Here is a 22,584-nt window from a genome sequence, read left to right as displayed (position 1 = left end):
CCACCCAGGGTTACCTAGAGCGTCCCAAATTTTTAGGATTTCATAGATAATCCGCTCCATGATTCACTGTACAAAAAATCAGTAGCAACATGGACTCTCTTGAACTATGTGCCGGTGCCGGCGGCCAAGCTCTGGGCCTAGAGCGCGCTGGCTTCGAACATCGGGCATTGGTCGAAATTGATTCCCATGCCTGTGCCACGCTGCGACACAATCGTCCTCAATGGGATATCCGCGAAGGTGATTTAACCGCCTTTAATGCCGATAGTTTTCGCGGTATCGACTTGGTGGCCGGTGGTGTTCCCTGCCCCCCTTTTTCCAAAGCCGGTAAGCAGCTGGGATCACAAGACGAGCGCGACCTTTTCCCTCAGGCCATTCGTGTAGTCGATGAGAGCCGCCCCAAAGCGGTCATGCTAGAAAACGTACGCGGCCTCCTGGATCCAATGTTTAAGGATTACCGCGAAAAAATTTCCCTGCAACTTCAAGCCCTCGGGTACTGGACGGATTGGCATTTATTCAATGCCGCCGATTTTGGTGTGTGCCAACTGCGCCCCAGAGTCATTTTTGTTGCTCTACAGCGAGATATTGCCCCGCATTTCCGTTGGCCCGCTCCCAGCATGACACTCCCTCCCACAGTGGGAGAATTGCTTGGTGACCTCATGGCCGAACGCCACTGGGAAGGTGTCACCGATTGGCAGCAAGGTGCCAATAACATTGCGCCAACACTGGTCGGAGGAAGTAAAAAACACGGGGGGCCTGATTTGGGCCCAACACGTGCTCGACAGGCATGGGCCGCGCTGGGAGTAAATGGGAGCAGTCTGGCCGATCACGCTCCCGACCCTGACTTCATCGGCATGCCACGACTGACTGTACGCATGTGCGCACGGATTCAAGGCTTTCCAGACGACTGGCACTTTGTCGGGAAAAAAACGCCCAGTTACCGCCAAGTGGGCAATGCTTTCCCTCCTCCCGTTGCGCATGCCGTTGGCAAGCGCATTGCCCAAGCCATTGAAGCTGCCGCAACCGAACGCCTATCCCGAAAAGTCGCATGAATACACCTTCCTCTCGCCCGCTAGGTGCACGCAGCAAACTGCGTGCATTTTTTCTCGCCCATATTGGTGAAGTACTGGAAGCTGACACGCTGCGCACGGTTGCAGGCGGTATTAGCGAATGGGCACGCCGTATTCGTGAATTGCGTACCGAAGAGGGATACCTCATCCTGACCCACAATGACCGTGCAGACCTTAAGCCGGGTCAGTACCTGCTCGAAACCCCAAAACCACAACCAGCCTTCGCACGCGAGATTTCTAAAGAAACGCGTGCTTATGTCCTTGATCGCAACGGCTTTACCTGCCAGATGTGCGGTGCAGTTGCAGGCGAACCTCATCCCTACGATCCAAGCCGAAAAACTCGTTTGCATTTGGGACACATCATCGACAAAAGCCTGGGTGGTAGCGACGAAGCGAGCAACCTACGAGCCATCTGCTCGGTCTGCAACGAAGGTGCATCGAACATCACGCCCACACGGCCTGATCTTCAAAAACTCTTGGTACAAGTACGCCGTGCCAGCGTGGCCGACCAATTGGAGGTTTTAGCGTGGCTGCAAAAGAAATTTCACCACGCTAAACAGAATTGAAATTCCAATTTAAAAAAGGCCCGGCAGCCAACACTGCCGGGCCTTTTGCTTTTTCAAGAAAAAGCGTGTGCACCCATCAATGGCGGAAGTGGCGCACGCCGGTGAACACCATGGCCACGCCGCGCTCGTTGGCGGCGTCGATCACTTCCTGGTCACGCATCGAGCCGCCAGGCTGGGCCACGCAGGTGGCGCCCGCATCGACCACCACGTCCAGGCCGTCGCGGAAGGGGAAGAAGGCGTCGCTGGCGACCACGGTGTTTTGCAGCGAGAGCTGGGCCGCCTCGGCCTTGATGCTGGCGATGCGGGCCGAGTCCAGGCGCGACATTTGGCCTGCGCCCACGCCCATGGTCATGCCGTTTTTGCAGAAGACGATGGCATTGGATTTAACAAACTTGGCCACTTTCCAGGCAAACAGCAGGTCTTGCAGCTCTTGCGGCGTGGGCTGCTTGATGGTGACGACCTTCAGGTCGGCCAGGGCCAGCTCGTGGTTGTCAGCGGTTTGCAGCAGCAGGCCGGAGCCCACGCGCTTGGATTCGATGGCGTTGCGGCCCTGCTCCCAGTTGGTTTTACCGCCTTGGGGCAAGGCGATTTTCATCAAACGCACATTGACCTTGGGCTTGAAGATTTCCAGCGCTTCGGCGGTGAAATCGGGGGCCATCAGCACTTCGACAAACTGCTTGACCACGGCTTCGGCGGCGGCCTTATCGACGGTGCGGTTAAAGGCGATGATGCCGCCAAAGGCGCTGGTGGGGTCGGTCTGGAAGGCCTTGGCGTAGGCTTCGTGCGCGTCCTTGCCCACGGCCACGCCGCAGGGGTTGGCGTGCTTGACGATGACGCAGGCGGGCTCGTCAAAGCTCTTGACGCATTCCCAGGCGGCATCGGCATCGGCGATGTTGTTGTAGCTCAGTTCCTTGCCCTGCAATTGTTCGCCGGTGACCAGCGAGCCGGGCGCGGGGACCAGGTCGCGGTACAGCGCGGCTTGCTGGTGGCTGTTTTCGCCATAGCGCAGGTCTTGCAGCTTGATGAAGTGGCCGTTGCTCTGGCCGGGGAACAGGGCGCGTTCGGGCACGTAGTCCTCGGAGAGTTTTTCGTCCTCAAACTGAACGCTGGAGAGGTAATCGCTGATCGCGCCGTCGTATTGCGCAATGCGGTTGAAGGCGGCCACGGACAGGGCAAAGCGCAGCTTGTCGCTCAATTTTCCGGCGGCTTTCAGCTCGGCCAGCACGGCGGCGTACTGGTCGGCCGCGGTGACCACGCCCACATCCTTCCAGTTTTTGGCGGCGCTGCGCACCATGGCGGGGCCGCCAATGTCGATGTTTTCGATGGCATCGGCCAGCGTGCAGCCGGGCTTGGCCACGGTGGCTTCAAAGGGGTAGAGGTTCACCACCAGCAGGTCGATGGTGTCGATGCCGTGCTCTTTCAAAGCCGCCATGTGCGCGGGCAGGTCGCGGCGGGCCAGCAGGCCGCCGTGGACCTTGGGGTGCAGGGTTTTGACGCGGCCATCAAGCATTTCCGGGAACTGGGTGACTTCGGCCACCTCGGTCACGGGCAAGCCGGCATCGGCCAGCAGTTTGGCGGTGCCGCCGGTCGAGAGCAGTTGCACGCCCAGGCCATGCAGGGCTTGGGCAAATTCGACAATGCCGGTCTTGTCAGATACGGAAAGAAGAGCTTTCATCGCTTGGTTTTTCTATAAAGTTAAGATAAATATTGCCTAAATCGTTTAAATACAAACGCTCACAGCTATCAAAGTAATTCGTGCTGGAGCAGTTTTTTGCGCAGGGTATTGCGGTTCAGGCCCAGCCACTGGGCAGCGCGGGACTGGTTTTGGTCGGCCTGGGCCATGACCTCTTCCAGCAAAGGGCGTTCGACCAGGCGCAGCACCATGTCGTACACATTGCTGGGGGCTTCGCCGCCCAGGTCGTCGAAATAGGCTTGCAGGCTGGCGCGGATGCTGGCTTGCACGTCGCTGGCCGGATGGGGGCTGGCGGCAGGGCTGGTCGTGGTTAATGGGGTGGCTAACGGGGCAGTTAGCGGGGCGGCTAACGGGGTGGTCAATGGGGGAGTGGACAGGTCCATCACGCGGCCCCCTCAAACACAGCTTGCAAGGTTTTCTCCAAAGTCAAAGGGTTTGCGCCCGGTGCAGTCGCAGGCCTGCCTTGGGGCAGGCGCTCCATCTGCTGGCCTAGGCGCAAAAAATAGTCGTTCACGGCCTGGGTTTGCGCGGCGCAATCGTCCAGGGTGTTGGTGTGATGGCGCAGGGCATCGCCCCCAGGCAAATCACGCACATACCAGCCAATGTGCTTGCGGGCGCTGCGCACACCGGTGGCGCTGCCGTACAGGCGGTAGTGGTCGTCCAGGTGCTCCAGCAGCAAGCCGCGCACTTCTTCCACCAAGGGCGGGGCCAGATGCTGGCCCGTGGCCAGGTAGTGGGCAATTTCACGAAAAATCCAGGGCCGCCCCTGCGCGGCGCGGCCCACCATCAGGGCATCGGCCCCGCTGGCCTGCAGCGCAGCCTGGGCGGTTTGCGGGCTGGTGATGTCGCCATTGACCACCACCGGGATGCGCACCGCTTGCTTGACGGCGGCCACCGTGGCGTATTCGGCCTGGCCCTTGTAGCCCTGCTCGCGCGTGCGGCCGTGGATGGTGAGCATTTGCACGCCCACCGCTTCAAAGCGCCGGGCCAGGGCCACGGCGTTTTTATGCGCCTCGCACCAGCCGGTGCGCATTTTCAGCGTTACGGGCACGCCATGGGGGGCACAGGCGGCAACCACGGCAGCGGCAATTTCTTCGGCCAGGGCTTCGTTTTGCATCAAGGCCGATCCGGCCCATTTGTTGCACACCTTCTTGGCCGGGCAGCCCATGTTGATGTCAATGATCTGCGCCCCGCGCTGGATGTTGAACACCGCTGCCTCGGCCATCATGGCGGCATCGGTGCCAGCAATTTGCACGGCAATCGGCCCGGGTTCGCCCGCATGGTCGGCGCGGCGGCTGGTTTTCAGGCTTTCCCACAAATCCTTGCGCGAGGTGACCATTTCGCTGACGGCGTAACCTGCGCCCAGGCGTTTGCACAGCTGGCGAAAAGGCCGGTCCGTCACCCCGGCCATGGGGGCGACAAAAAGCGCATTGGCCAGCGTGTACGGGCCTAATTGCAGGGAAGACATGCGATTGAAGAAGGGGGAAAAAGAAAAAACCTGCCACACCAGTTGCAGGTAAACACAGTCAAAACGTGAAAGGGGCGTATTGTAGCTGCTCATTTTTTGGGCAGCCGCTTGCCGTTAAAAACTCGTCCGCACAGCACGCCTTCTCCCCAGCCTTGCCCCCCTACACTTGCTGCCCTTATGGATGCTTGGATTCCCACCCTTTTGCACTGGCTGGCCCTGCCTGAATTTGGCTTGAGCACGGTGTTTGTCATCGCCTTGATTTCTGCCACCTTGTTGCCCATGGGCTCAGAGCCGGCGGTCGTTGGCCTGCTGCAGCTGCGGCCTGATTTATTTTGGCCTGCCATTTTGGTGGCGACCGCAGGCAATACGCTGGGCGGCATGATCAGTTGGTGGCTGGGGCGCATGGCCCACCAGGCCCACCAGGCCTGGCAGGCCACCCACCCCGCAGCCGCCGCCAAAGCCGCTGCCATGCACCCCCAACGCAGCCGCCACAAACAACTGGCCCACGCGTGGCTGGTCCGCTGGGGGGCCAAAACCTGCTTGCTCAGTTGGTTGCCGATTGTGGGCGACCCTTTGTGTGCCGTGGCCGGGTGGCTGCGCCTGCCGTTTTGGGCTTGCTGCGGGTACATGGCAATCGGCAAATTCTTGCGCTATGTGCTGATGACCAGTGCCGCGATGTGGGCACTGGGCTAGCGGTCACCCCAGTCCCCGCACTGTCCCCGCATTTACTGCCGTGGCGGCAGGTCTGCGGCTAAGATTTGCCCTCCCCTTTCTTTGCTGCCAAGCCCCCATGTCCCAAGAGCGCCGCCAATTTCAACGCCTGCACTTTGATGCCCATGCCCAGCTGATATGCGCCGGGCAGGCCCATCCTGTGCACCTTTTGGATATTTCGCTGCAGGGGGCTTTGGTCAAGGCCGGTGCGGGGCTGCACTGGCCCAAAGAGGCTCCCTGCCAGCTCATCATCACCCTGGGGGAGGGCTGCCACATTGCCATGGCCAGTGAAGTGGCCCATGTGCAAGAGGCCTACATCGGCCTGCGCTGCCGCAGCATTGACCTGGACAGCATCACCCATCTGCGCCGCCTGCTGGAGCTGCAATTGGGCGACCCTGCATTGCTGGAGCGGGATTTAAGCCAGCTGTGTGCCTTGTGATTTTTCTTTGCCCGCTTTCTTGTTTTTCTTATCTATGCGCCCTTTGATTTTTGCCCACGCCAATAGCTTTCCAGCCGGAACCTACGACTACTTGTTCGCCCAGCTGCGTGCGCGCGGCTTTGCTGTGCATGCGCTGCCACGCTTTGGCCATGACCCCGCCTACCCAGTGACAGACAACTGGCCGCACTTGGTGCAGCAGCTCAAAGACTTTGCCCAGCCGCTGGTGGCGCAATGGGGGCAGCCAGCGTACTTTGTGGGGCATTCATTGGGGGGATTTGTCAGTCTAATGACGGCCGCCCAAACCCCCGAACTGGCCCGGGGCGTATTGCTGCTGGATTCGCCGCTGCTGGGGGGCTGGCGGGCCACTTCAGTGCAAGCGGCCAAGCGCTCGCGGTTGGTGAATATTTTTTCTCCCGGCAAGGTCAGTCGCAAGCGCCGCACCCGCTGGGGCAGCGCCCAAGAGGCGCTGGAGCACTTTCAGCGCAAACCCAGTTTTGCCCGCTGGCACCCACAAATACTGCAAGACTACATTCGCCACGGCCTGCACCAGGATGCACAGGGCCAGCTGACCCTGTGGTTTACGCGCGAAGAGGAAACGGCCATCTACAACAGCCTGCCGCACAACCTGAGCCCGCTGCTGCGCCAGCATCCACTGCGCTGCCCGGTGGCCTTCATTGGCGGGCGACAGTCACGCGAAATGCGCCAAGTGGGCATGGAAATGACCCAGCGCGTAACGCGGGGGCGCATCATGGTGCTGGACGGCAGCCACTTGTTTCCCATGGAGCACCCCATCACCACGGCAGCGGCCATCGAGGCCAGCTTGCTCAACCTGGACAGCATCACGGATGCACAAGTCTTTTGACTTTTTTGGTATTAATTTGGCGATTTCCCTGGATATAACCTTCACTTGTGATGCAACTGCACTATTTGGATTTTGATTTCAGTGAAGATGAGCTGGGCCACGCCTGCTGGGATGCCCTGGCCTGCGTCCCCCCTGAGCGCTGGGAAGCGCTGCTGGCTGAAGCCCAAGCCCTCTTGGCATGGTGCGAGCAACAAGGAGGGCCTGCTGGTGACATGGATGCCGGTTTTGGCTGGGATTTTGATCTGCAAGCCACCGCCGAAAGGGGGGAGCAAACCACCCCGATTGCCATCACCTGGGCCGCACCGTTTTTGCAAGCGACGCGCCCCCAAGATGGCAGCACACGCTGCTGTCTGGGCCTGAGCATCAGCACCACACCAGCCTTGACAAACGTCTTCAAAGAAGGCTTGCATCTCGAATAACGATAGCAAACCTTCTTTAACAAAATTTTTTAATTTAGTCTTTGAAATTTCAACAACAAATCAGTTTTTGTTGAAAGTTTTCACTGGTACAAACCCTTGCTTTTCCAAAAAAACAGGAAAAACTAAGGGTTTGCATCCGCGTGCATTGGTGTTCCCTCCTTAAAATTCCGCGCTGTTTCGGGATTGCCTGACCACGGCAACAGACCACTCCATCCCCTTGGTCTCCCCGTTTTTCGCCATTTTTGGAGACACCATGCAGGCTCTGCTCAAACTATCCAAGGCCATTGACGGTCTGAACGCCTTTGTCGGGCGTTACGTCATCTGGCTCATCTTGGCTGCGACCTTGGTCAGCAGCATCAACGCCGTCGTGCGCAAAGTGTTCCACACCAGCTCCAACGCCTTTCTGGAAGTGCAGTGGTATCTGTTTGCCGCTTCGTTCCTGCTGGCGGCGGGCTATGCACTGCTGGAAAAAGAACACGTCAAGGTGGACGTTATCAACGCCAAGCTGTCGCAACGCACCCGCGCCTGGATTGACGTTTTCGGCTTTATCTTTTTTCTCACACCGGTGTGCTTGATCGTGCTCAAGTACAGCATTCCCTTCTTTCTGCAGGGCTTTCACTCCGGTGAAGTCTCCAGCAATGCGGGCGGCCTGATTCGCTGGCCGGTGTACCTGATGATGCCCCTCGGCTTTGGCCTGCTGATGCTGCAAGGCTTCTCCGAACTCATCAAGCGCATTGCCTTCCTGCGCGGCTTGATTGACGACCCCATGGTCAAACGGGTGGAAAAGTCAGCAGAAGAAGAATTGGCCGAGGCCATTCGCCAGGCCAAAGAACTGGCTGCGGCCAAAAAAGCCCAAAACGCCTAAGCGCCCAGGAGAATTTACGTGGAATTCATTGCCAACAACCTCGCCCCGATCATGTTCGCGGGCCTGATCTGCTTTCTATTGATCGGCTTTCCCGTGGCGTTCAGCCTGGGGGCCTGCGGCCTGTTTTTTGCCGTCATCGGCATTGAAATGGGCGTACTGCCCGAAGCGCTGATGCAAGCGCTGCCCTTACGCATTTACGGCGTGATGCAAAACGAAACCTTGCTAGCCATTCCATTCTTCACCTTGATGGGGTTGATATTGGAGAGAAGCGGCATGGCCGAGGACTTGCTGGACACCGTGGGCCAGCTTTTTGGCCCCATCCGTGGCGGTGTGGCCATTGCCGTGATCGTGGTCGGTGCCATGCTGGCAGCGACCACCGGCGTGGTGGCCGCTTCGGTGATCTCGATGGGCCTGATCTCGCTGCCCATCATGATGCGCTACGGCTACGACCGGCGCATTGCCTCGGGGGTGATTGCCGCCTCGGGCACGCTGGCACAGATCATTCCGCCCTCGCTGGTGCTGATCATTTTGGCCGACCAGTTGGGCCGCAGCGTAGGCGACCTGTACAAAGGCGCTTTCCTCCCCGGCTTCATGCTGGTGGGCTTTTACATGCTGATGATCTTCGCCATCGCCATCTTCCGCCCCAGCATGGTGCCCGCCCTGCCGCCCGAAGCGCGTGACCTGAAAGACAAAAACGGCAACTCCGGCCTGCCTTCGCTGCTGGTGCTGACCATCATCTGCGTGGGCCTGTCCGTGTTTGCCGCGCAGAACATGGAAGCCATCCACACCTGGATCACCGGTGAAGTGGTGGAACACGTGGCCAAGGATGAAACCATCGTGTTTTCGATGTGCTTTGGCGTCACCCTGGCCTTTATCGCTGCCTCGATCAACCGCATCACTGGCATGGGCCTGCTGTCCACCGTGGCAGAAAAGGTCACCTTTGTGCTGATTCCGCCACTGCTGCTGATCTTCTTGGTGCTGGGCACCATCTTCCTGGGTATCGCCACCCCCACCGAAGGCGGTGCCATGGGTGCCATGGGTGCCATCATCTTGGCCATCAGCCGCCGCCGCCTGAGCTACAAGCTGCTGCAGCAGGCGCTGGTGGGCACCACCAAGCTGTCGTGCTTTGTGGTCTTCATCCTGATTGGCGCCACCATGTTCAGCCTGACCTTCCAGGGTGTGGACGGCCCACTGTGGGTGGAGCACCTGCTGTCCGACCTGCCGGGTGGTCAGTTGGGCTTTCTGATCCTGGTGAACATCATGGTCTTCTTCCTGGCGTTCTTCCTGGATTTCTTTGAGCTGTCCTTCATCATCGTGCCGTTGCTGGCCCCGGTGGCCGACAAGCTGGGCATTGACCTGGTGTGGTTTGGCGTGCTGCTGGCCATCAACATGCAAACGTCCTTCATGCACCCGCCGTTTGGTTTTGCCCTGTTCTACCTGCGCTCGGTCGCACCCGATAAGGAATACACCGACAAGGTCACGCGCCAGCGCATTGCTCCGGTGACCACTACGCAGATCTACCTGGGCTCGATCCCCTTCCTGTGCATTCAGCTGATGATGGTGGGTCTGGTGATTGCCTTCCCTGGCATCGTCTCCAGCGGTTTGGATGAAAAGGTCACCTACGACCTGGATGCCATCCGCGAGCAAATGGAGGCCAATATGCCCAGCGCGGTGGACTTTGAAAACCCCTTCATGACCGAAGACAGCGCCAGCGAGTCTGCCGCCCCTGCAGAGGATGACCCGCTCAAAGCCATGCAAGACGCTTTAGAGGCGGCCCCTGCCAATTAAGGCCAACTAAGAAAAAGCGCACACGCGCAACCATCCCCCCAGCCCCTGGTGCCTTTGGCCCAGGGGCTTTTTCATGGGCCACAATCGCCCGCAGGAGAAACTTATGCAACTGTCCACCTGGAACATCAATTCCCTTACCGTGCGCCTGCCCCAGGTGCTCGAGTGGCTGGAGGCCAACCCGGTCGATGCCCTCGGCCTGCAAGAGCTCAAGCTCACCGACGACAAATTCCCCCACCTGGAGCTGGAGGCTGCGGGCTACCAATGCGTGAGCCACGGGCAAAAGACCTACAACGGCGTGGCCATCGTCTCGCGCCTGCCGATCAGTGAAGTGGTGCGCAACCTGCCCAATTTTCCCGACGAACAAGCCCGCGTCATCACCGCCACCCTGGCCACGGCGCAGGGGCCCCTGCGCTTGATCAATGCTTATTTTGTGAATGGCCAAGCGCCGGGCACAGACAAGTTTGCCTACAAGCTGCGCTGGCTGGCCGCGCTGACCGAATGGGTGCGCAGCCAATTGGCGCACTACCCGCGTTTGGTGCTGATGGGGGACTTCAACGTTGCCCCGGACGACCGCGATACGTTTGACCCCATTGGCCTGGCCGGCACCATTCACCATACGCCCGAAGAGCGTGCCCATTTTCAGCAGCTGCTGGGCCTGGGGCTGCACGACAGTTTTCGCCTGTTTGAGCAGCCGGAAAAAAGTTTTTCTTGGTGGGATTACCGCATGCTGGGTTTCCAAAAAAACCGGGGCCTGCGCATTGACCACATCCTGATCAGCGATGCGCTCAAGCCCCAGGCCAGCGCCTGCCACATTGACCGCGCACCCCGCAAGAACAAGCAGCCCAGCGACCACACGCCGGTGGTTTTGACCTTGGCCTCCTAAAAAACGCCCCCATACACTGCCCTCTTCGTATGCCCTCCGCCCCTCCTGCCGCGCTTGTCTGGCTGCGCCGCGATCTGCGCTGCGATGACCATAGCGCCCTCTACCACGCACTGCGCCGTTTTCCCCGGGTGTATTGCGCCTTTGTCTTTGATACCGACATCCTGGATGCCCTGCCCACGCGCTGCGACCGGCGGGTTGAGTTCATCCACGCCAGCGTGCTGGAGCTGCACCAGCGCTTGCAGCAGCTGGCCTGGGACCATGGCGTGCCCGGCGGCGGGCTGATCGTGCGCCACGGCCCGGCCGTGCCGTGCATCGTGCAACTGGCACAAGAGCTGGGCGTGCAAGAAGTGCTGACCAACCGCGACTATGAGCCGACCGCCATCGCCCGGGACCAGCAAGCCGCCCAGGCATTGCACGCGGCAGGCATCGCCTTCAGCGATTACAAAGACCAGGTGCTACTCGAAAAAAACGAGGTGCTGACCCAGCAAGGCCTACCTTACAGCGTGTTTACCCCCTACAAACGCGCCTGGCTGCAAAAGCTTGATGCGTTTCAATGCACGCCCTACCCCGTGCAACGCTATGCACAGCATTTGGCGGCGCTGCCCAGCCCCAGCACCCCCCTGCCCACGCTAGAAGCACTGGGCTTTACGCCCACCAACCTGCCCACCCTGGCACTGCCAACGGGCATGAGCGGGGCCCAGCAACTGCTGCAAGACTTTCTGCCGCGCCTGCACGCTTACCATGAGGCCCGCGATTTTCCGGGGCGCAAAGGAGTCTCGTATTTGTCGGTGCATCTGCGCTTTGGCACCATTTCCATCCGCCAGCTGGCCGCACTGGCGGCCCAGCAGGCAGCGACCGGCTGCCAGGGGGCGCAAACCTGGCTGGCTGAATTGGCCTGGCGTGATTTTTATTTCATGATTTTGTACCACCACCCCCAGGTGGTCACCCACGCCTTCAAGCCCGAATACGACGACGTGCCATGGGACGAGGCCCCCGACCTGTGGCAAGCCTGGTGCGCAGCCCGCACGGGCTACCCCCTGGTGGATGCGGCCATGCGGCAGTTGCTGCAAACGGGCTATATGCACAACCGCCTGCGCATGGTGGTGGCCAGTTTTCTGACCAAGCACCTGGGGATTGACTGGCGCCGGGGCGAGCGCTTTTTTGCCCAGCACCTGAACGACTATGACCTGGCCGCCAACAACGGCGGCTGGCAATGGGCCGCCTCGACAGGGTGCGATGCACAGCCGTACTTTCGGATTTTCAACCCCATCCTCCAATCGCAGAAATTCGATCCCCAGGGGCGCTTCATTCGCCGCTACCTGCCCGAACTGGCCCGCGTACCGGACAAACACCTGCATTTTCCCGCCGCCATGAAACCGGCCGAGCTGGCCGCCTGCGGGCTGCGCCTGGGGGTGGATTACCCCCAGCCCATCGTCGAGCACGCCCAGGCCCGCACGCGCACCCTGCTGCGCTTTCAGCGCCCATCGCCCAGCCCTGAATAATCAAAAACAAGAGCTTTAACCGCTTTAAATACAACGTTTTTAGAGATTTTTACTAATAAATGAAACATCCATCAAGCCCCAGCTGCTGCACTAGCTGCAGCCCCTCCACCCCACGGGCACACCCTGGCGGTGGCGACCACGGGCATGGCCATGGCAACGATGAGCACGGCCATGACCATGACCACGGGCATAGCCATGGCGATCTGCCCTCGTGGCCGCGCATCAGCGCCGCGCTGATTTTGGCCTTGGGGGCCGAAGCCGCCCACTGGGGGCACAGCCAGTGGCCCGCCCTGCACTACCTTGGCATGGCGCTGGCCGTGGTGGCCATTGCCTTGGCCGGCCTGGGCATTTACCGCCAAGGCTTAACCGATCTGAAAAACCTGCACCTAGGCATTCACGCCCTGATGGCCGTGGCCGTTACCGGGGCCTTTTTGATTGGGCAATGGCCCGAGGCGGCCATGGTGATGGCGCTGTACGTCGCCGCCGAGCGCCTGGAAGACCAGGCCATGGACCGCGCCCGCCACGCCCTTGGGCAATTGCTGGCCAGCACCCCCAGCACCGCCCAAGTGCAGCAGGCCGATGGCCGCTACGCGAGCACAGCGCTAGAGGCCGTGCCGCTGCACGCCATCGTGCGCGTGCTGCCGGGCGAGCAAATTCCGTTGGATGGCACCATCACCGAGGGCTTTAGCAGCATCAACCAAGCGCCCATCACCGGCGAGAGCACCCCCGCTGACAAAGGCCCAGGCGATACCGTGTGGGCGGGCAGCATCAACCAGCACGGCTTGCTGCTCATCACCGTGGACAAGGCCAGCCACGACAGCCTGCTGACCCGCATCGTGCAGGCGGTAGAACAAGCCCAGGCCCGCAAAGCGCCCACCCAGCGCTTTGTGGATCAATTCGCCCGCATCTACACCCCCATCGTGCTGGTGCTGGCCATCGCCCTGGCCGTGCTGGCCCCTTGGCTGCTAGGCTGGAGCGCGACCGATGCCCTCTACCAAGCGCTGGCCTTGCTGGTCATTGCCTGCCCCTGCGCCCTGGTGCTGTCCACACCGATCACCATCGTCAGCAGCCTGACGGCGGCCGCCCGCAAAGGCTTGCTGCTCAAAGGCGGCAGCGTGCTGGAAACGGCCCACCGCCTGCGCCACATCGCCCTGGACAAAACCGGCACCCTCACCACGGGCCGCCCCAGCTTGCAAGACTGGCAAGTTCTGGGCTGCGCAGACAACGCTGCCCAAGCCAACGCTATCGCTGATGCGGCAGAGTGCGCACGCACCGCGTACGCCATCGCCAGCCAATCCGAGCACCCCGTCGCCCAAGCCATTGCCCAGGGGTTGCAAGCCAGCATCGCCCAGGCCCGCCTGCCCACGGTGCAGCACATTACCGCCCTGCCGGGGCGCGGCGTGCAGGCCCAGCGGGCCGATGGCCACCCCCTCTTTCTGGTCAATCTGCGCTGGGCCCAAGAGCAGGGCCTGGCCACCCCGGCGCTTGCCGCCATCGTGCAGGCCCAAGCCGCCCAGGGCCGCAGCATCAGCCTGCTGGCCACGCCGCAGCAGGTGCTGGCCTGGTTTGCCGTGGCCGACACCCTGCGCCCCGAAGCACCCGCCGCTATCGCCCAACTGCACGCCCTGGGGCTGCAAGTGCACCTGTTCAGCGGTGACCACCCCGCCACCGCCCACGCCGTGGCCACCCAAGCGGGCATTGCGCACGCCCAAGGCGGCCTGCTGCCCGAGGACAAACTGCGCCTGCTGGCCGATTTACAAACCAGCGGCCCCACTGCCATGGTGGGCGACGGCATGAACGATGCCCCGGCCCTGGCCCAGGCCGATGTTGGCTTTGCCATGGGCGGTGCCCACAGCACGGACATGGCAATAGAGACCGCCGATGTCGTCCTCATGCACGACGATCTGCGCCGCCTCCCCGACACCGTGCACCTGTCGCGCCGCACCCGCAATGTGCTGTGGCAAAACATCGCCCTGGCCCTGGGCATCAAACTTGTGTTCTTTGCCCTGGCCCTCACCGGCCACGCCAGCATGTGGCTGGCCGTTCTGGCCGATGTGGGCGTAAGCCTGCTGGTGGTGGCCAATGGCTTGCGGCTGCGCCGGTGGACAGGGCAGGAGGCTTAAACCCCTTTGCCGCAGGAAATCAGCGCAAATCTACAATCGCGCTGATTTTTCTTGAAACACCATGCCCCCCTCCTCTGCCCGCACTGATCCCGCTCCCCCGGCCATCCTCACCTCTGCCCCCGAAGCCCCTGCCCACACCTTGCCGGAAGATGGCGCTGCCATTGCCACCGGTGTTTTGTTGGTGGCCTTGGGGGTGGCGTTTTTTAAACAAGCGGGGCTGCTGACCGGGGGCATTACCGGGCTGGCCTTTGTGCTGCACTACAGCACCCACACCAACTTGGGGCTGTGGTTGTTTGTGCTGAATTTGCCGTTTTACTGGCTGGCGGTGCGCAAGCTGGGCTGGGCCTTCACCCTCAAAACTTTTTGCGCCGTGGGGCTGCTGTCGCTCATGACCGAGCTGCAACCGCATTGGCTGGCCCTGCACAGCATCCACCCGGCGTACAGCGCCATTGCGGGCGGCACCTTGGTGGGGGTGGGCATGCTGATCATGTTTCGCCACCGCTGCAGCCTGGGCGGCATTGCCATTGCGGCCCTGTATTTGCAAGAGCGCTACGGCTGGCGCGTGGGCCATGTGCAAATGGTGCTCGATGGCCTCATCCTGATCAGCGCCTTTGCCCTGCTGGAGCTTGACCGGGCGCTGTGGTCGATTCTGGCCGGGGTGGTGCTCAACCAGGTGCTGTCCATGAACCACCGCCCAGGGCGCTACGTGGTGGTGTAGGCCGTACCGGATACCGGGTACCGGGTATCAGCCCCAGCGCAGCAGCGGGAACTTTCAAGGCCCCAGCCCCCCTCTATCACCGGTCTTTTCTTTTGAGGTTTTTTATGCCACAGCACCGCCCCTCGCGCCGCAGCGCCCTTTTGCACCTGACCGCCCTGACCGCCCTGGCCACCGTAGCCGCCACCAGCGGGGCCAGCTGGGCTGCAGCCCCCACCGCCCAGCCCATCCCGGTAGAGCTGTGGAAAGACCCCACCTGCGGCTGCTGCCACGACTGGATCACGCACATGCAGGACAACGGCTTTGCCGTCACCGCCCACGACACCGGCAACACCGCCGTACGCGCCAAGCTGGGACTGCCGCCAGAGCTGGGCTCGTGCCACACCGCCTTGATTGGGGGGTATGTGATTGAAGGCCACGTTCCCGCCAGCGATGTGCGCAAGCTGCTGGCACAAAAGCCCAAGGCCCTGGGCCTGACCGTGCCTGGCATGGTCATCGGCAGCCCCGGCATGGACACCCCCGCCTACAACGGCCGCCAAGACCCCTACGACGTGCTACTGGTCACCAAAAAAATGCTGGGCAGCGGGGTGAACACCAGCGTGTTTACCAGCTACCGCCACAAAACCGGCTAATTTTTACTATAAAAAGAGCTGTTTTCGCTTATCCTGCAAGCGGTAACAGCTCTTTTTATTGATGTTATGACAGACGACCTTTTGGCCCACAACGGCCACCTTGCCCAGGTGCTGGGCCTGCACGTGGGCCACTTCACCCACCCCGATCGCCCCACCGGCTGCAGCGTGGTGCTGTGCCCGCAGGGGGCCACCGCCGGGGTCGATGTGCGCGGCGCAGCGCCCGGCACGCGCGAGACCGATTTGCTCCACCCCAGCCACTTGGTGCAACACGTCCACGGCATCACCCTGGCCGGGGGCAGCGCCTGGGGGCTGGATGCCGCCAGTGGCACCGCCCGCTGGCTGGAAGAGCACGGCGCGGGGTTGGACATTGGCGTAGGCCGCCTCCCCCTGGTGCCGGCGGCCGTGCTGTTTGATCTGACGGTGGGCGATATGCGCATCCGCCCCGATGCCGCCGCCGGGTACGCCGCCTGCCAAGCGGCCAGCCAGTCCACCCGCCATGAGCGCCCGGCCGAAGGCAGCGTGGGCGCAGGGGCCGGGGCGCTGGTGGGCAAAATTTTTGGTTTTGACCGCGCCATGCAAGGCGGCATTGGCACGGCCAGCTTCACCGTGCATGGGGTCACCGTGGGGGCCTTGATTGCCTGCAATGCCGTGGGCGACGTGTACCACCCGCGCAGCGGGCAATTGCTGGCCGGTTGCCGCAGCAGCGATGGCCGCCAGCTCTTGGGGGCCCGCGATGCCCTGCTGCAAGGCCATGCGCCCCAGTCCTTGCTGGCCGGTAGCAACACCACCATTGGCGTGGTCGCCACCGATATGGCACTGACCAAAGCCCAGGCCCAGCGCCTGGCCACCGTGGGCCACGATGGCCTGGCCCGCGCCATCAACCCCGTGCACACCATGAGCGATGGCGACACCTTGTTTGCCCTGGGCACCGGCCAAGCCCCCAGAGCGCTGGATTTAATGACCCTCTTCACCCTGGCCGCCGAAGTCGTGGCCATTGCCACCGCCCGCGCCGTGCTGCTGGCCCGCGCCTTGCCCGTGGCGGGCCAAACCCCGGCCCCCAGTTGGGCCGATATGCCACCATGTCTGTAATAAAACCCGACTCCACCCCCAGCACCGGCGTGCGCCTGGACAAATGGCTCTGGGCGGCCCGCTTTTTTAAAACCCGCAGCCTGGCGGCCGAAGAAATCCACAAAGGCCGGGTCAGCATCAATGGCAGCACCGCCAAGGCCGCCCGCGAAGTGCGCGTGGGCGACACCATTGCCCTGCGCCAAGGCAATATGCCCAAAACCGTGGTTGTGCGGGGCATCTCGGGGACGCGCGGGCCCGCCGCTGTGGCCCAGTTGCTCTACGCCGAAACCGAAGAAAGCCAGCAACAGCGCCTGCAACTGACTGTGCAGCGCCGCCTGGCCCCGGAACCGGCCGCCGCCATCAGCCAACAACGCCAAGGCCGCCCCACCAAACGCCAACGCCGCGATTTGGACACGGCCCGCAACAGCGGCAATTGGGGCGAGCGCTGGAGTGCGCACTGGCAGGAATAGCCCCGTGCCACCGCCCGCCTGCAGCGCTTAGAACGTGTTCATGATCTCGAATGAAGGTGTGGGGGATGCGGTTGGGGATGGGTTGCGAGGATTTGCAACGACGCAGACCGCCCGAAGCCGCGCCCGCACACCCATGAGGAGATCGTGAACACGTTCTAAGATCGTGCACACGTTCTTAAATCGCTGCCTCGTCCAGCTCTCCGGTGCGCACCCGGATCACACGCTCCACCGGGGTGACAAAAATTTTGCCGTCACCAATTTTGCCGGTGCGTGCCGCGCTGACGATGGCATCCAGGCAGCGATCCACGTCGGCATCGTTCACCACCACCTCGACCTTCACCTTGGGCAAAAAATCCACCACGTATTCCGCGCCCCGGTACAGCTCGGTGTGGCCTTTTTGGCGGCCAAAGCCTTTGACCTCGGTCACTGTCAAGCCGACGGTGCCGCACTCGGCCAAAGCCTCGCGCACGTCTTCGAGCTTGAAGGGCTTGATGATGGCGGTGATCATTTTCATAACAACTCCAGAAAAATAACAATAGCTAGTAGCACAGAAAAATAAAGGGCTAACCGGTAAAACGATGCGTCATCGGAATCTGCCAGTCGCGGGCAAACGCCGTGGGCGACAGGCGCGGCCCGCCGGGGCCTTGGCGGCGTTTGTACTCACTCAGGCGCAGCAGGCGCAAAGTTTTTGCCACCACCTCGGGGGCATAGCCCGCCGCTTCCAGCTGGGCCGGGCTGGCGTTGTGCTCCAGGTACTGGCGCAGCAGGGCATCGAGCACCTCGTAGGGCGGCAGGCTGTCTTCGTCTTTTTGATCGGGGCGCAGCTCGGCGCTGGGCGGGCGGGTGATGATGCGCTCGGGGATCGGTGCCACCAACCCCGTATGCAACGGGTCGTGCGCATTGCGCCAGCGGGCCAGGGCAAACACCTCGGTTTTCCAGACATCGCACAGCACGGCAAAGCCGCCGGCCATATCGCCGTACAAGGTGCCGTAGCCCATGGCCACCTCGCTTTTGTTGCTGGTGGTCAGCACCACGTGGCCAAATTTGTTCGACAGCGCCATCAGCAGCGTGCCCCGGCAGCGGGCCTGCAGGTTTTCTTCGGTGGTGTCCATCTGGGTGCCCGCAAACAACGGGGCCAAAGCGGTTTCAAACGCTTGCACCTGGGGGGTAATTTCAATCACATCGTGGCGCACGCCCAGGCCATCGGCCATGGCTTGGGCATCTTTCCAGCTGATGTCGGCCGTGTAGGGCGAGGGCATCATCACCGTGCGCACGCGCTGCGGGCCCAGGGCATCGACGGCAATGGCCAGCACCAGGGCCGAATCAATGCCGCCGGACAGGCCCAGCAACACGCCGGGAAAGCGGTTTTTCTCCACGTAATCGCGCACCGCCTGCACCAGGGCTTGCCACAAAATACAGAGTGGCTCCGGCACTGGATATAAGGAATTGGCTGACAAATCGTCATTTTTTATTGTTATATCAGCGCAAGCAGCTACGAAATATTCTAGTCTTTGCACCACGTGCCCGTGCCGATTGCTGGCCACACTGCCCCCGGCAAACACCCAGTGGTCAAACCCGCCCGCCCACTGGCTGCTGACCATGGGCCGCTGCACTGCCTGGGCTTGCGCGGCCAGCGCGGCCTCCAGCGCCTGGGGTTGGCCAGCATGAAAGGCTTGCAGGGGCAAGGCCACAATCACCTGGGCGCAGGCCGCCGCCGCATGGGCGCAGGCCGGGGTGAGAGCATCTTGGCCCAGCAGCACGGCCAGCCGGGTTGCGCCAATGCTGAACTGGCACGGCGCGGCCACCATGGGCTGGCAATGGCGCAGCAAGGCGGCATCGCCCTGCAGATGCTGCTGGCCGCCGTGGGCAATCTGCGCCCCATTGCGCACCACGCTGACGGCATGCACCAGTACGCCGTCTTGCACTGCGGGGTAGGACAGCACCAGCGCCACATCGGGCCAGGCGGTGCTGGCGCTGATGAGCTGGTGCAAGGCGGTTTGCACCGCTGCCAAAAAGCTGGGGCGCAGCACATAGTCGCCCGCCACGGGGCTGCCACACAGGGCCAGGGCCGGGGGCACCAGGCAGGCCACGCCATCGCGCTGAGCTTGCTCGGCCGCCGTGGTTAATTGCTGCACATTGGCCGCCCAATCGCCCAACACCCCATTGCTTTGCAGTACGCGTAGTTGCGTTTGCACGGCTGTTTGCTCCGCTGTGTGCACCGCTGCCCCTTTGTAAAACCAAAACCGGCGATTATCGGCGCTCAGGCCCCAACGCCAGCGCCGCCCACAAAAAAGGCAGTCCGCAGACTGCCTGATGGTGGGCGTTGGTGGGCAGTGTTGGGCTTTAAGCCCGCAGCGCCAGCGGCTTAGCCTTGGTAGTTGGCCATGCCATCAACGATTTCTTTGTGCGCTGCGTCCACGCCTTTCCAGCCCAGCACTTTGACCCATTTGCCTTTTTCCAGGTCTTTGTAGTGCTCAAAGAAGTGGGCAATTTGCTGCAAGGTCAGCGTGTGCACATCGTCCAGGGTTTCGATTTTGTCGTAGGCGGGCAGGATTTTTTTGGTGGGTACGGCCAGCACTTTGCCGTCCACGCCGGACTCGTCTTCCATCTCCAGGATGCCGATGGCGCGGCAGGGCACGACCACGCCGCTGGGCAGGGGGAAGGGGGTCAGCACCAGCACGTCCACCGGATCGCCGTCACCGGCCAGGGTTTGGGGCACATACCCGTAGTTGCAGGGGTAGTGCATGGCGGTGCCCATGAAGCGATCGACAAACACGCAGCCGGTTTCTTTATCGACTTCGTACTTGACGGGGTCGGAATTGGCGGCAATTTCAATCACCACGTTAAAGGTTTCAGGGGCATTTTTGCCGGGGGTGACTTTTTCGAAAGACATGCTGATCACACAAGAGAAGTGAAAAATCACGGCTTCCGAAAGACTTGCTGCCTCTGGATGCCGCACGAAAACCGCGCATTTTAGGCCCAGCTGTCTTGCACAAGGCTTGCAATGCGGCGCTGATTGCATTAAAAATAATTAAATTCAATAGCTGCAAGCGCTTATAAATAAAAGGCAAAAGCGCTATTTCATCCTAAAAATGCCAATACCAGAGTGACTGCACACCATGGCCAAGCTTTGCACAATCGGCCGGTTTTTTTGCTGAATTTTCTTGCCATGCCTTTATCTGCCCCGACGATTGACCGCCAACCCCGCCACATCCGCAGCGTGCGCTACCAAAGCTTTGAGCGCAGCGATGGCCTGTGGGATGTAGAAGGGGAGCTGATCGACACCAAGGCCATGGATGTCCCCCGGCTGGGCAGCGGCATCTTCCGTGCCGGTGAGCCCATTCACCACATGCACATCCGCGTGACCGTGGATACGCGCTTGGTCGTCCACGCCATTGAAGCGGCCATGGATGCCCACCCCATCCAAGGCTGCCCCGCTGCCCTGGATGCCATGCAGCGCATGGTCGGCTGCTGCATGGCCAAGGGCTGGCGCAAAGCGATTGAGGCCAATCTGGGAAAAGTGGCCGGTTGCACCCATATGCGCGAGCTGCTGATGAACATGGCCACCGCCGCGTTTCAGAGCATTGGCGCGGCCTTTAGCACCGGGGGCGACACCCCCCCTTTGTTCTTAGGCGAATGCCAAGGCTGGAGATTCGATGGCCCGGCCGTGGCCGAGCACTTCCCGAAATTCATCGGCTACCTGCGCCCGGAGCCAGCGGGCAAGCCCCCTCACGGGGCATAGTTCACCCACGCAGAACTTTTGCCCGAGCGCATCAGGTAGCCCCCCCCATCGGGCGCTCGCATCATCACCACATCGTCGTTTTCGGCGACAAACGCGGTGGTTGTCAGCGTTTGCAGGCGCTCGGCCCAGGGCGGGGCATCGGCCGCAAACGGGCTGCGCTCAATCAGATCGAACACCAGGCGATTGACATCGTAGTAGCTGACGGGGGCCTCCACGGTCAGCGGTGTGCTGGCTTGTCCATCGGGTGCATCGGGTGCCTTGGGCGCATTCGCAGTGGGCAGGCCAATCAGCTTTAAAGCGGCGGGCACCAGGGTGATGCGCGGGTTCGGAATTTCGCGCATCCCCGAGATTTGGTATTTATCGCCGCGCAAGGCAGCGCCATGCTCGGGCATGAGCAGCACCGCCACGGGGCGGCCGGTGCGTTCCAATTCGGTCAGAAACTGGTCAAAGTCGGCCAGCAATTTGCTCAGGCGGGGTTTGTAAGTGTCCAGGCTGGAGCGCGAGGCCACCCCCTCGATGCGATTGCCGTCATGCAGGCTCACGGTGTTGTAGTACAGCGCCACCGGCTGCGGCCCTTGGGTTTGGCGTTGCTGCCACCAGCGGCTGAGCAAGGCCCCGTCGGCATAAATCGGTGAGCCATCAAAATTGCGCATGGCAATGGGCACGCCCTGCGGGTTCTGCAGCCGCCCTGCCAGGCCACCGCGCGCTTGCAGCGTCTTGGCAAAGTCGTCAAACACCCCATCGTGGTTGAGCAGGCCCTGGGCGGTGTAGCCCAAGGCCTCCAGGCTGGGGAAGAGGTAACAGGCGGCATCCCCACCTTCGTACAGGTCATGGTGCGAAGTTTGACCGCACGCACCGCGCGTCAGGCGCAAGGCCGCCGGGCCGCTGTAGCTGGCCGCGCTGTTGAACTGGGTGAACACCACATCAAAACGCTGCAGCAAAGGGTGGTCACGCAGGCCGACAAACTCCATGTCGTCCCACGACAAGGAGCACACCTGCAGCACCACAATGTCAAAAGGCGGGGCGGCCTGGGGGGCCGGGGTGAGCTGGCGCTGGGCTTGGCTGGCATAAAAGGCTTGCAACTGCGCATCGGGGGTTTGCACCAGGGTTTGCCCATCGGCCTGCACCAAGGTGATGGTGGCAGGCGCAGGGGCAGCGCTCCACAGTGCGGCCACAGGCACGCTGAAAATCCCCAAAAAAACCACCGTGGCAAACCGAATGCGCCGCGCCAACAGCAAATACACCGCCACCAGCGCCAGGGCCGCCACCAGGGTGCGCACCTCCACCGCCCGCTGCAGCAGCTCGGCCAAATAATCCAGCCGAAACTGCGCCAAGGCGGTCACTTGCGACAGCACCCGGCCCATCGCCGGTAGGTAAGAGTCGTAATACAGCAAACCCAAGGCCAGGGGCCAGGCCACCCAGGCGCGCACGGTGCGCACCCGCCCGGGGGCCAGCGGCCACAGCAAGCCCAGGGCCAGCAGCAGGTTGGCTGGCCAATGAAAGTTCATGCGCCCGGCATAGAACAAGCCCAGCTTGGCCAAAAAATAAAAACTCCAGTGGTGCATGGTGGG

Annotated in this window: 23 protein-coding genes; 16 read left to right on the top strand and 7 right to left on the bottom strand. The window is 61.8% G+C overall.

Features of this window, described 5'->3' with window-relative positions:
- Positions 1–89 precede the first annotated feature (89 nt).
- Complete coding sequence (locus tag ACFO24_RS02835) at positions 90–1,049, top strand: DNA cytosine methyltransferase (protein WP_377736692.1); 960 nt, start codon at positions 90–92, stop codon at positions 1,047–1,049.
- Positions 1,046–1,633, top strand: a complete 588-nt coding sequence (locus tag ACFO24_RS02830; RefSeq protein ID WP_377736691.1) for an HNH endonuclease — start codon at positions 1,046–1,048, stop codon at positions 1,631–1,633. The genes ACFO24_RS02835 and ACFO24_RS02830 overlap by 4 nt, the downstream gene beginning before the upstream one ends.
- 76 nt (positions 1,634–1,709) lie before the next feature.
- Here the strand turns inward: ACFO24_RS02830 and purH are convergent, their stop codons facing one another.
- From purH to dusB, 3 genes are all read right to left on the bottom strand, one after another.
- Positions 1,710–3,308, bottom strand: a complete 1,599-nt coding sequence (gene purH, locus ACFO24_RS02825; RefSeq protein WP_377736690.1) for a bifunctional phosphoribosylaminoimidazolecarboxamide formyltransferase/IMP cyclohydrolase — start codon at positions 3,306–3,308, stop codon at positions 1,710–1,712.
- Between the two features lie 68 nt (positions 3,309–3,376).
- Positions 3,377–3,595, bottom strand: coding sequence for a helix-turn-helix domain-containing protein (locus ACFO24_RS02820; protein WP_377736768.1), 219 nt, complete (start codon positions 3,593–3,595; stop codon positions 3,377–3,379).
- Between the two features lie 113 nt (positions 3,596–3,708).
- Complete coding sequence (gene dusB, locus ACFO24_RS02815; protein WP_377736688.1) at positions 3,709–4,794, bottom strand: tRNA dihydrouridine synthase DusB; 1,086 nt, start codon at positions 4,792–4,794, stop codon at positions 3,709–3,711.
- 177 nt (positions 4,795–4,971) lie between these two features.
- Between dusB and ACFO24_RS02810 the strand changes: the two genes are divergently transcribed.
- From ACFO24_RS02810 to ACFO24_RS02750, 13 genes are all read left to right on the top strand, one after another.
- Positions 4,972–5,487: a YqaA family protein gene (locus ACFO24_RS02810; protein WP_377736687.1), complete on the top strand. Its 516-nt coding sequence runs from the start codon at positions 4,972–4,974 to the stop codon at positions 5,485–5,487.
- 97 nt (positions 5,488–5,584) lie between these two features.
- Positions 5,585–5,944: a PilZ domain-containing protein gene (locus tag ACFO24_RS02805; RefSeq protein ID WP_377736686.1), complete on the top strand. Its 360-nt coding sequence runs from the start codon at positions 5,585–5,587 to the stop codon at positions 5,942–5,944.
- A 34-nt stretch (positions 5,945–5,978) separates the two neighbouring features.
- The gene (locus ACFO24_RS02800; protein ID WP_377736685.1) at positions 5,979–6,806 is read left to right on the top strand and encodes an alpha/beta hydrolase; all 828 of its coding nucleotides are present in this window, start codon (positions 5,979–5,981) and stop codon (positions 6,804–6,806) included.
- 50 nt (positions 6,807–6,856) lie between these two features.
- Positions 6,857–7,225: a hypothetical protein gene (locus tag ACFO24_RS02795; protein WP_377736684.1), complete on the top strand. Its 369-nt coding sequence runs from the start codon at positions 6,857–6,859 to the stop codon at positions 7,223–7,225.
- A 253-nt stretch (positions 7,226–7,478) separates the two neighbouring features.
- Positions 7,479–8,090 carry a TRAP transporter small permease subunit gene (locus tag ACFO24_RS02790; RefSeq protein WP_207575924.1) on the top strand — a complete coding sequence of 204 codons (612 nt, stop codon included), beginning with the start codon at positions 7,479–7,481 and terminating at the stop codon, positions 8,088–8,090.
- Positions 8,091–8,108: 18 nt separating this feature from the next.
- Complete coding sequence (locus tag ACFO24_RS02785) at positions 8,109–9,878, top strand: TRAP transporter large permease (protein ID WP_377736683.1); 1,770 nt, start codon at positions 8,109–8,111, stop codon at positions 9,876–9,878.
- A 103-nt stretch (positions 9,879–9,981) separates the two neighbouring features.
- Complete coding sequence (gene xth, locus ACFO24_RS02780) at positions 9,982–10,761, top strand: exodeoxyribonuclease III (RefSeq protein ID WP_377736681.1); 780 nt, start codon at positions 9,982–9,984, stop codon at positions 10,759–10,761.
- A 29-nt stretch (positions 10,762–10,790) separates the two neighbouring features.
- A complete protein-coding gene (locus ACFO24_RS02775; protein ID WP_377736680.1) occupies positions 10,791–12,263 on the top strand; it encodes a cryptochrome/photolyase family protein in 1,473 nt (490 codons plus the stop codon).
- A 59-nt stretch (positions 12,264–12,322) separates the two neighbouring features.
- Positions 12,323–14,386 (top strand): heavy metal translocating P-type ATPase, encoded by a 2,064-nt coding sequence (locus ACFO24_RS02770; protein ID WP_377736678.1) that lies wholly within the window; start codon positions 12,323–12,325, stop codon positions 14,384–14,386.
- Positions 14,387–14,447: 61 nt separating this feature from the next.
- Entirely contained in the window at positions 14,448–15,104 is a 657-nt protein-coding gene (locus ACFO24_RS02765) for a YitT family protein (RefSeq protein WP_377736676.1), read from the top strand.
- Between the two features lie 104 nt (positions 15,105–15,208).
- Complete coding sequence (locus tag ACFO24_RS02760; protein WP_377736674.1) at positions 15,209–15,733, top strand: DUF411 domain-containing protein; 525 nt, start codon at positions 15,209–15,211, stop codon at positions 15,731–15,733.
- Positions 15,734–15,799: 66 nt separating this feature from the next.
- Positions 15,800–16,822 (top strand): P1 family peptidase, encoded by a 1,023-nt coding sequence (locus ACFO24_RS02755; RefSeq protein ID WP_377736672.1) that lies wholly within the window; start codon positions 15,800–15,802, stop codon positions 16,820–16,822.
- Positions 16,813–17,271: an RNA-binding S4 domain-containing protein gene (locus tag ACFO24_RS02750; protein WP_377736671.1), complete on the top strand. Its 459-nt coding sequence runs from the start codon at positions 16,813–16,815 to the stop codon at positions 17,269–17,271. The genes ACFO24_RS02755 and ACFO24_RS02750 overlap by 10 nt, the downstream gene beginning before the upstream one ends.
- Positions 17,272–17,446: 175 nt before the next feature.
- Here ACFO24_RS02750 and ACFO24_RS02745 read toward each other — a convergent pair whose 3' ends face one another.
- The 3 genes from ACFO24_RS02745 to ppa form a co-directional block, all read right to left on the bottom strand.
- The gene (locus ACFO24_RS02745; RefSeq protein ID WP_377736670.1) at positions 17,447–17,785 is read right to left on the bottom strand and encodes a P-II family nitrogen regulator; all 339 of its coding nucleotides are present in this window, start codon (positions 17,783–17,785) and stop codon (positions 17,447–17,449) included.
- A 49-nt stretch (positions 17,786–17,834) separates the two neighbouring features.
- Positions 17,835–19,466, bottom strand: coding sequence for an NAD+ synthase (locus ACFO24_RS02740; protein ID WP_377736669.1), 1,632 nt, complete (start codon positions 19,464–19,466; stop codon positions 17,835–17,837).
- Positions 19,467–19,636: 170 nt separating this feature from the next.
- Complete coding sequence (ppa, locus tag ACFO24_RS02735; protein ID WP_207573923.1) at positions 19,637–20,164, bottom strand: inorganic diphosphatase; 528 nt, start codon at positions 20,162–20,164, stop codon at positions 19,637–19,639.
- Between the two features lie 276 nt (positions 20,165–20,440).
- Here ppa and ACFO24_RS02730 point away from each other — a divergent pair, with 276 nt between their 5' ends.
- Positions 20,441–21,013 (top strand): DUF2889 domain-containing protein, encoded by a 573-nt coding sequence (locus ACFO24_RS02730; protein WP_207573922.1) that lies wholly within the window; start codon positions 20,441–20,443, stop codon positions 21,011–21,013.
- Here the strand turns inward: ACFO24_RS02730 and bcsG are convergent.
- Positions 21,001–22,578, bottom strand: coding sequence for a cellulose biosynthesis protein BcsG (gene bcsG, locus ACFO24_RS02725; protein ID WP_377736668.1), 1,578 nt, complete (start codon positions 22,576–22,578; stop codon positions 21,001–21,003). The genes ACFO24_RS02730 and bcsG overlap by 13 nt on opposite strands.
- Positions 22,579–22,584: the final 6 nt, after the last annotated feature.

Source organism: Comamonas denitrificans (genome assembly GCF_042654745.1).
Lineage (GTDB): Bacteria > Pseudomonadota > Gammaproteobacteria > Burkholderiales > Burkholderiaceae_C > Comamonas > Comamonas denitrificans.
The sequence above is the reverse complement of the archived record's forward strand: the minus strand, read 5'-3'. Positions and strand labels throughout refer to the sequence as shown.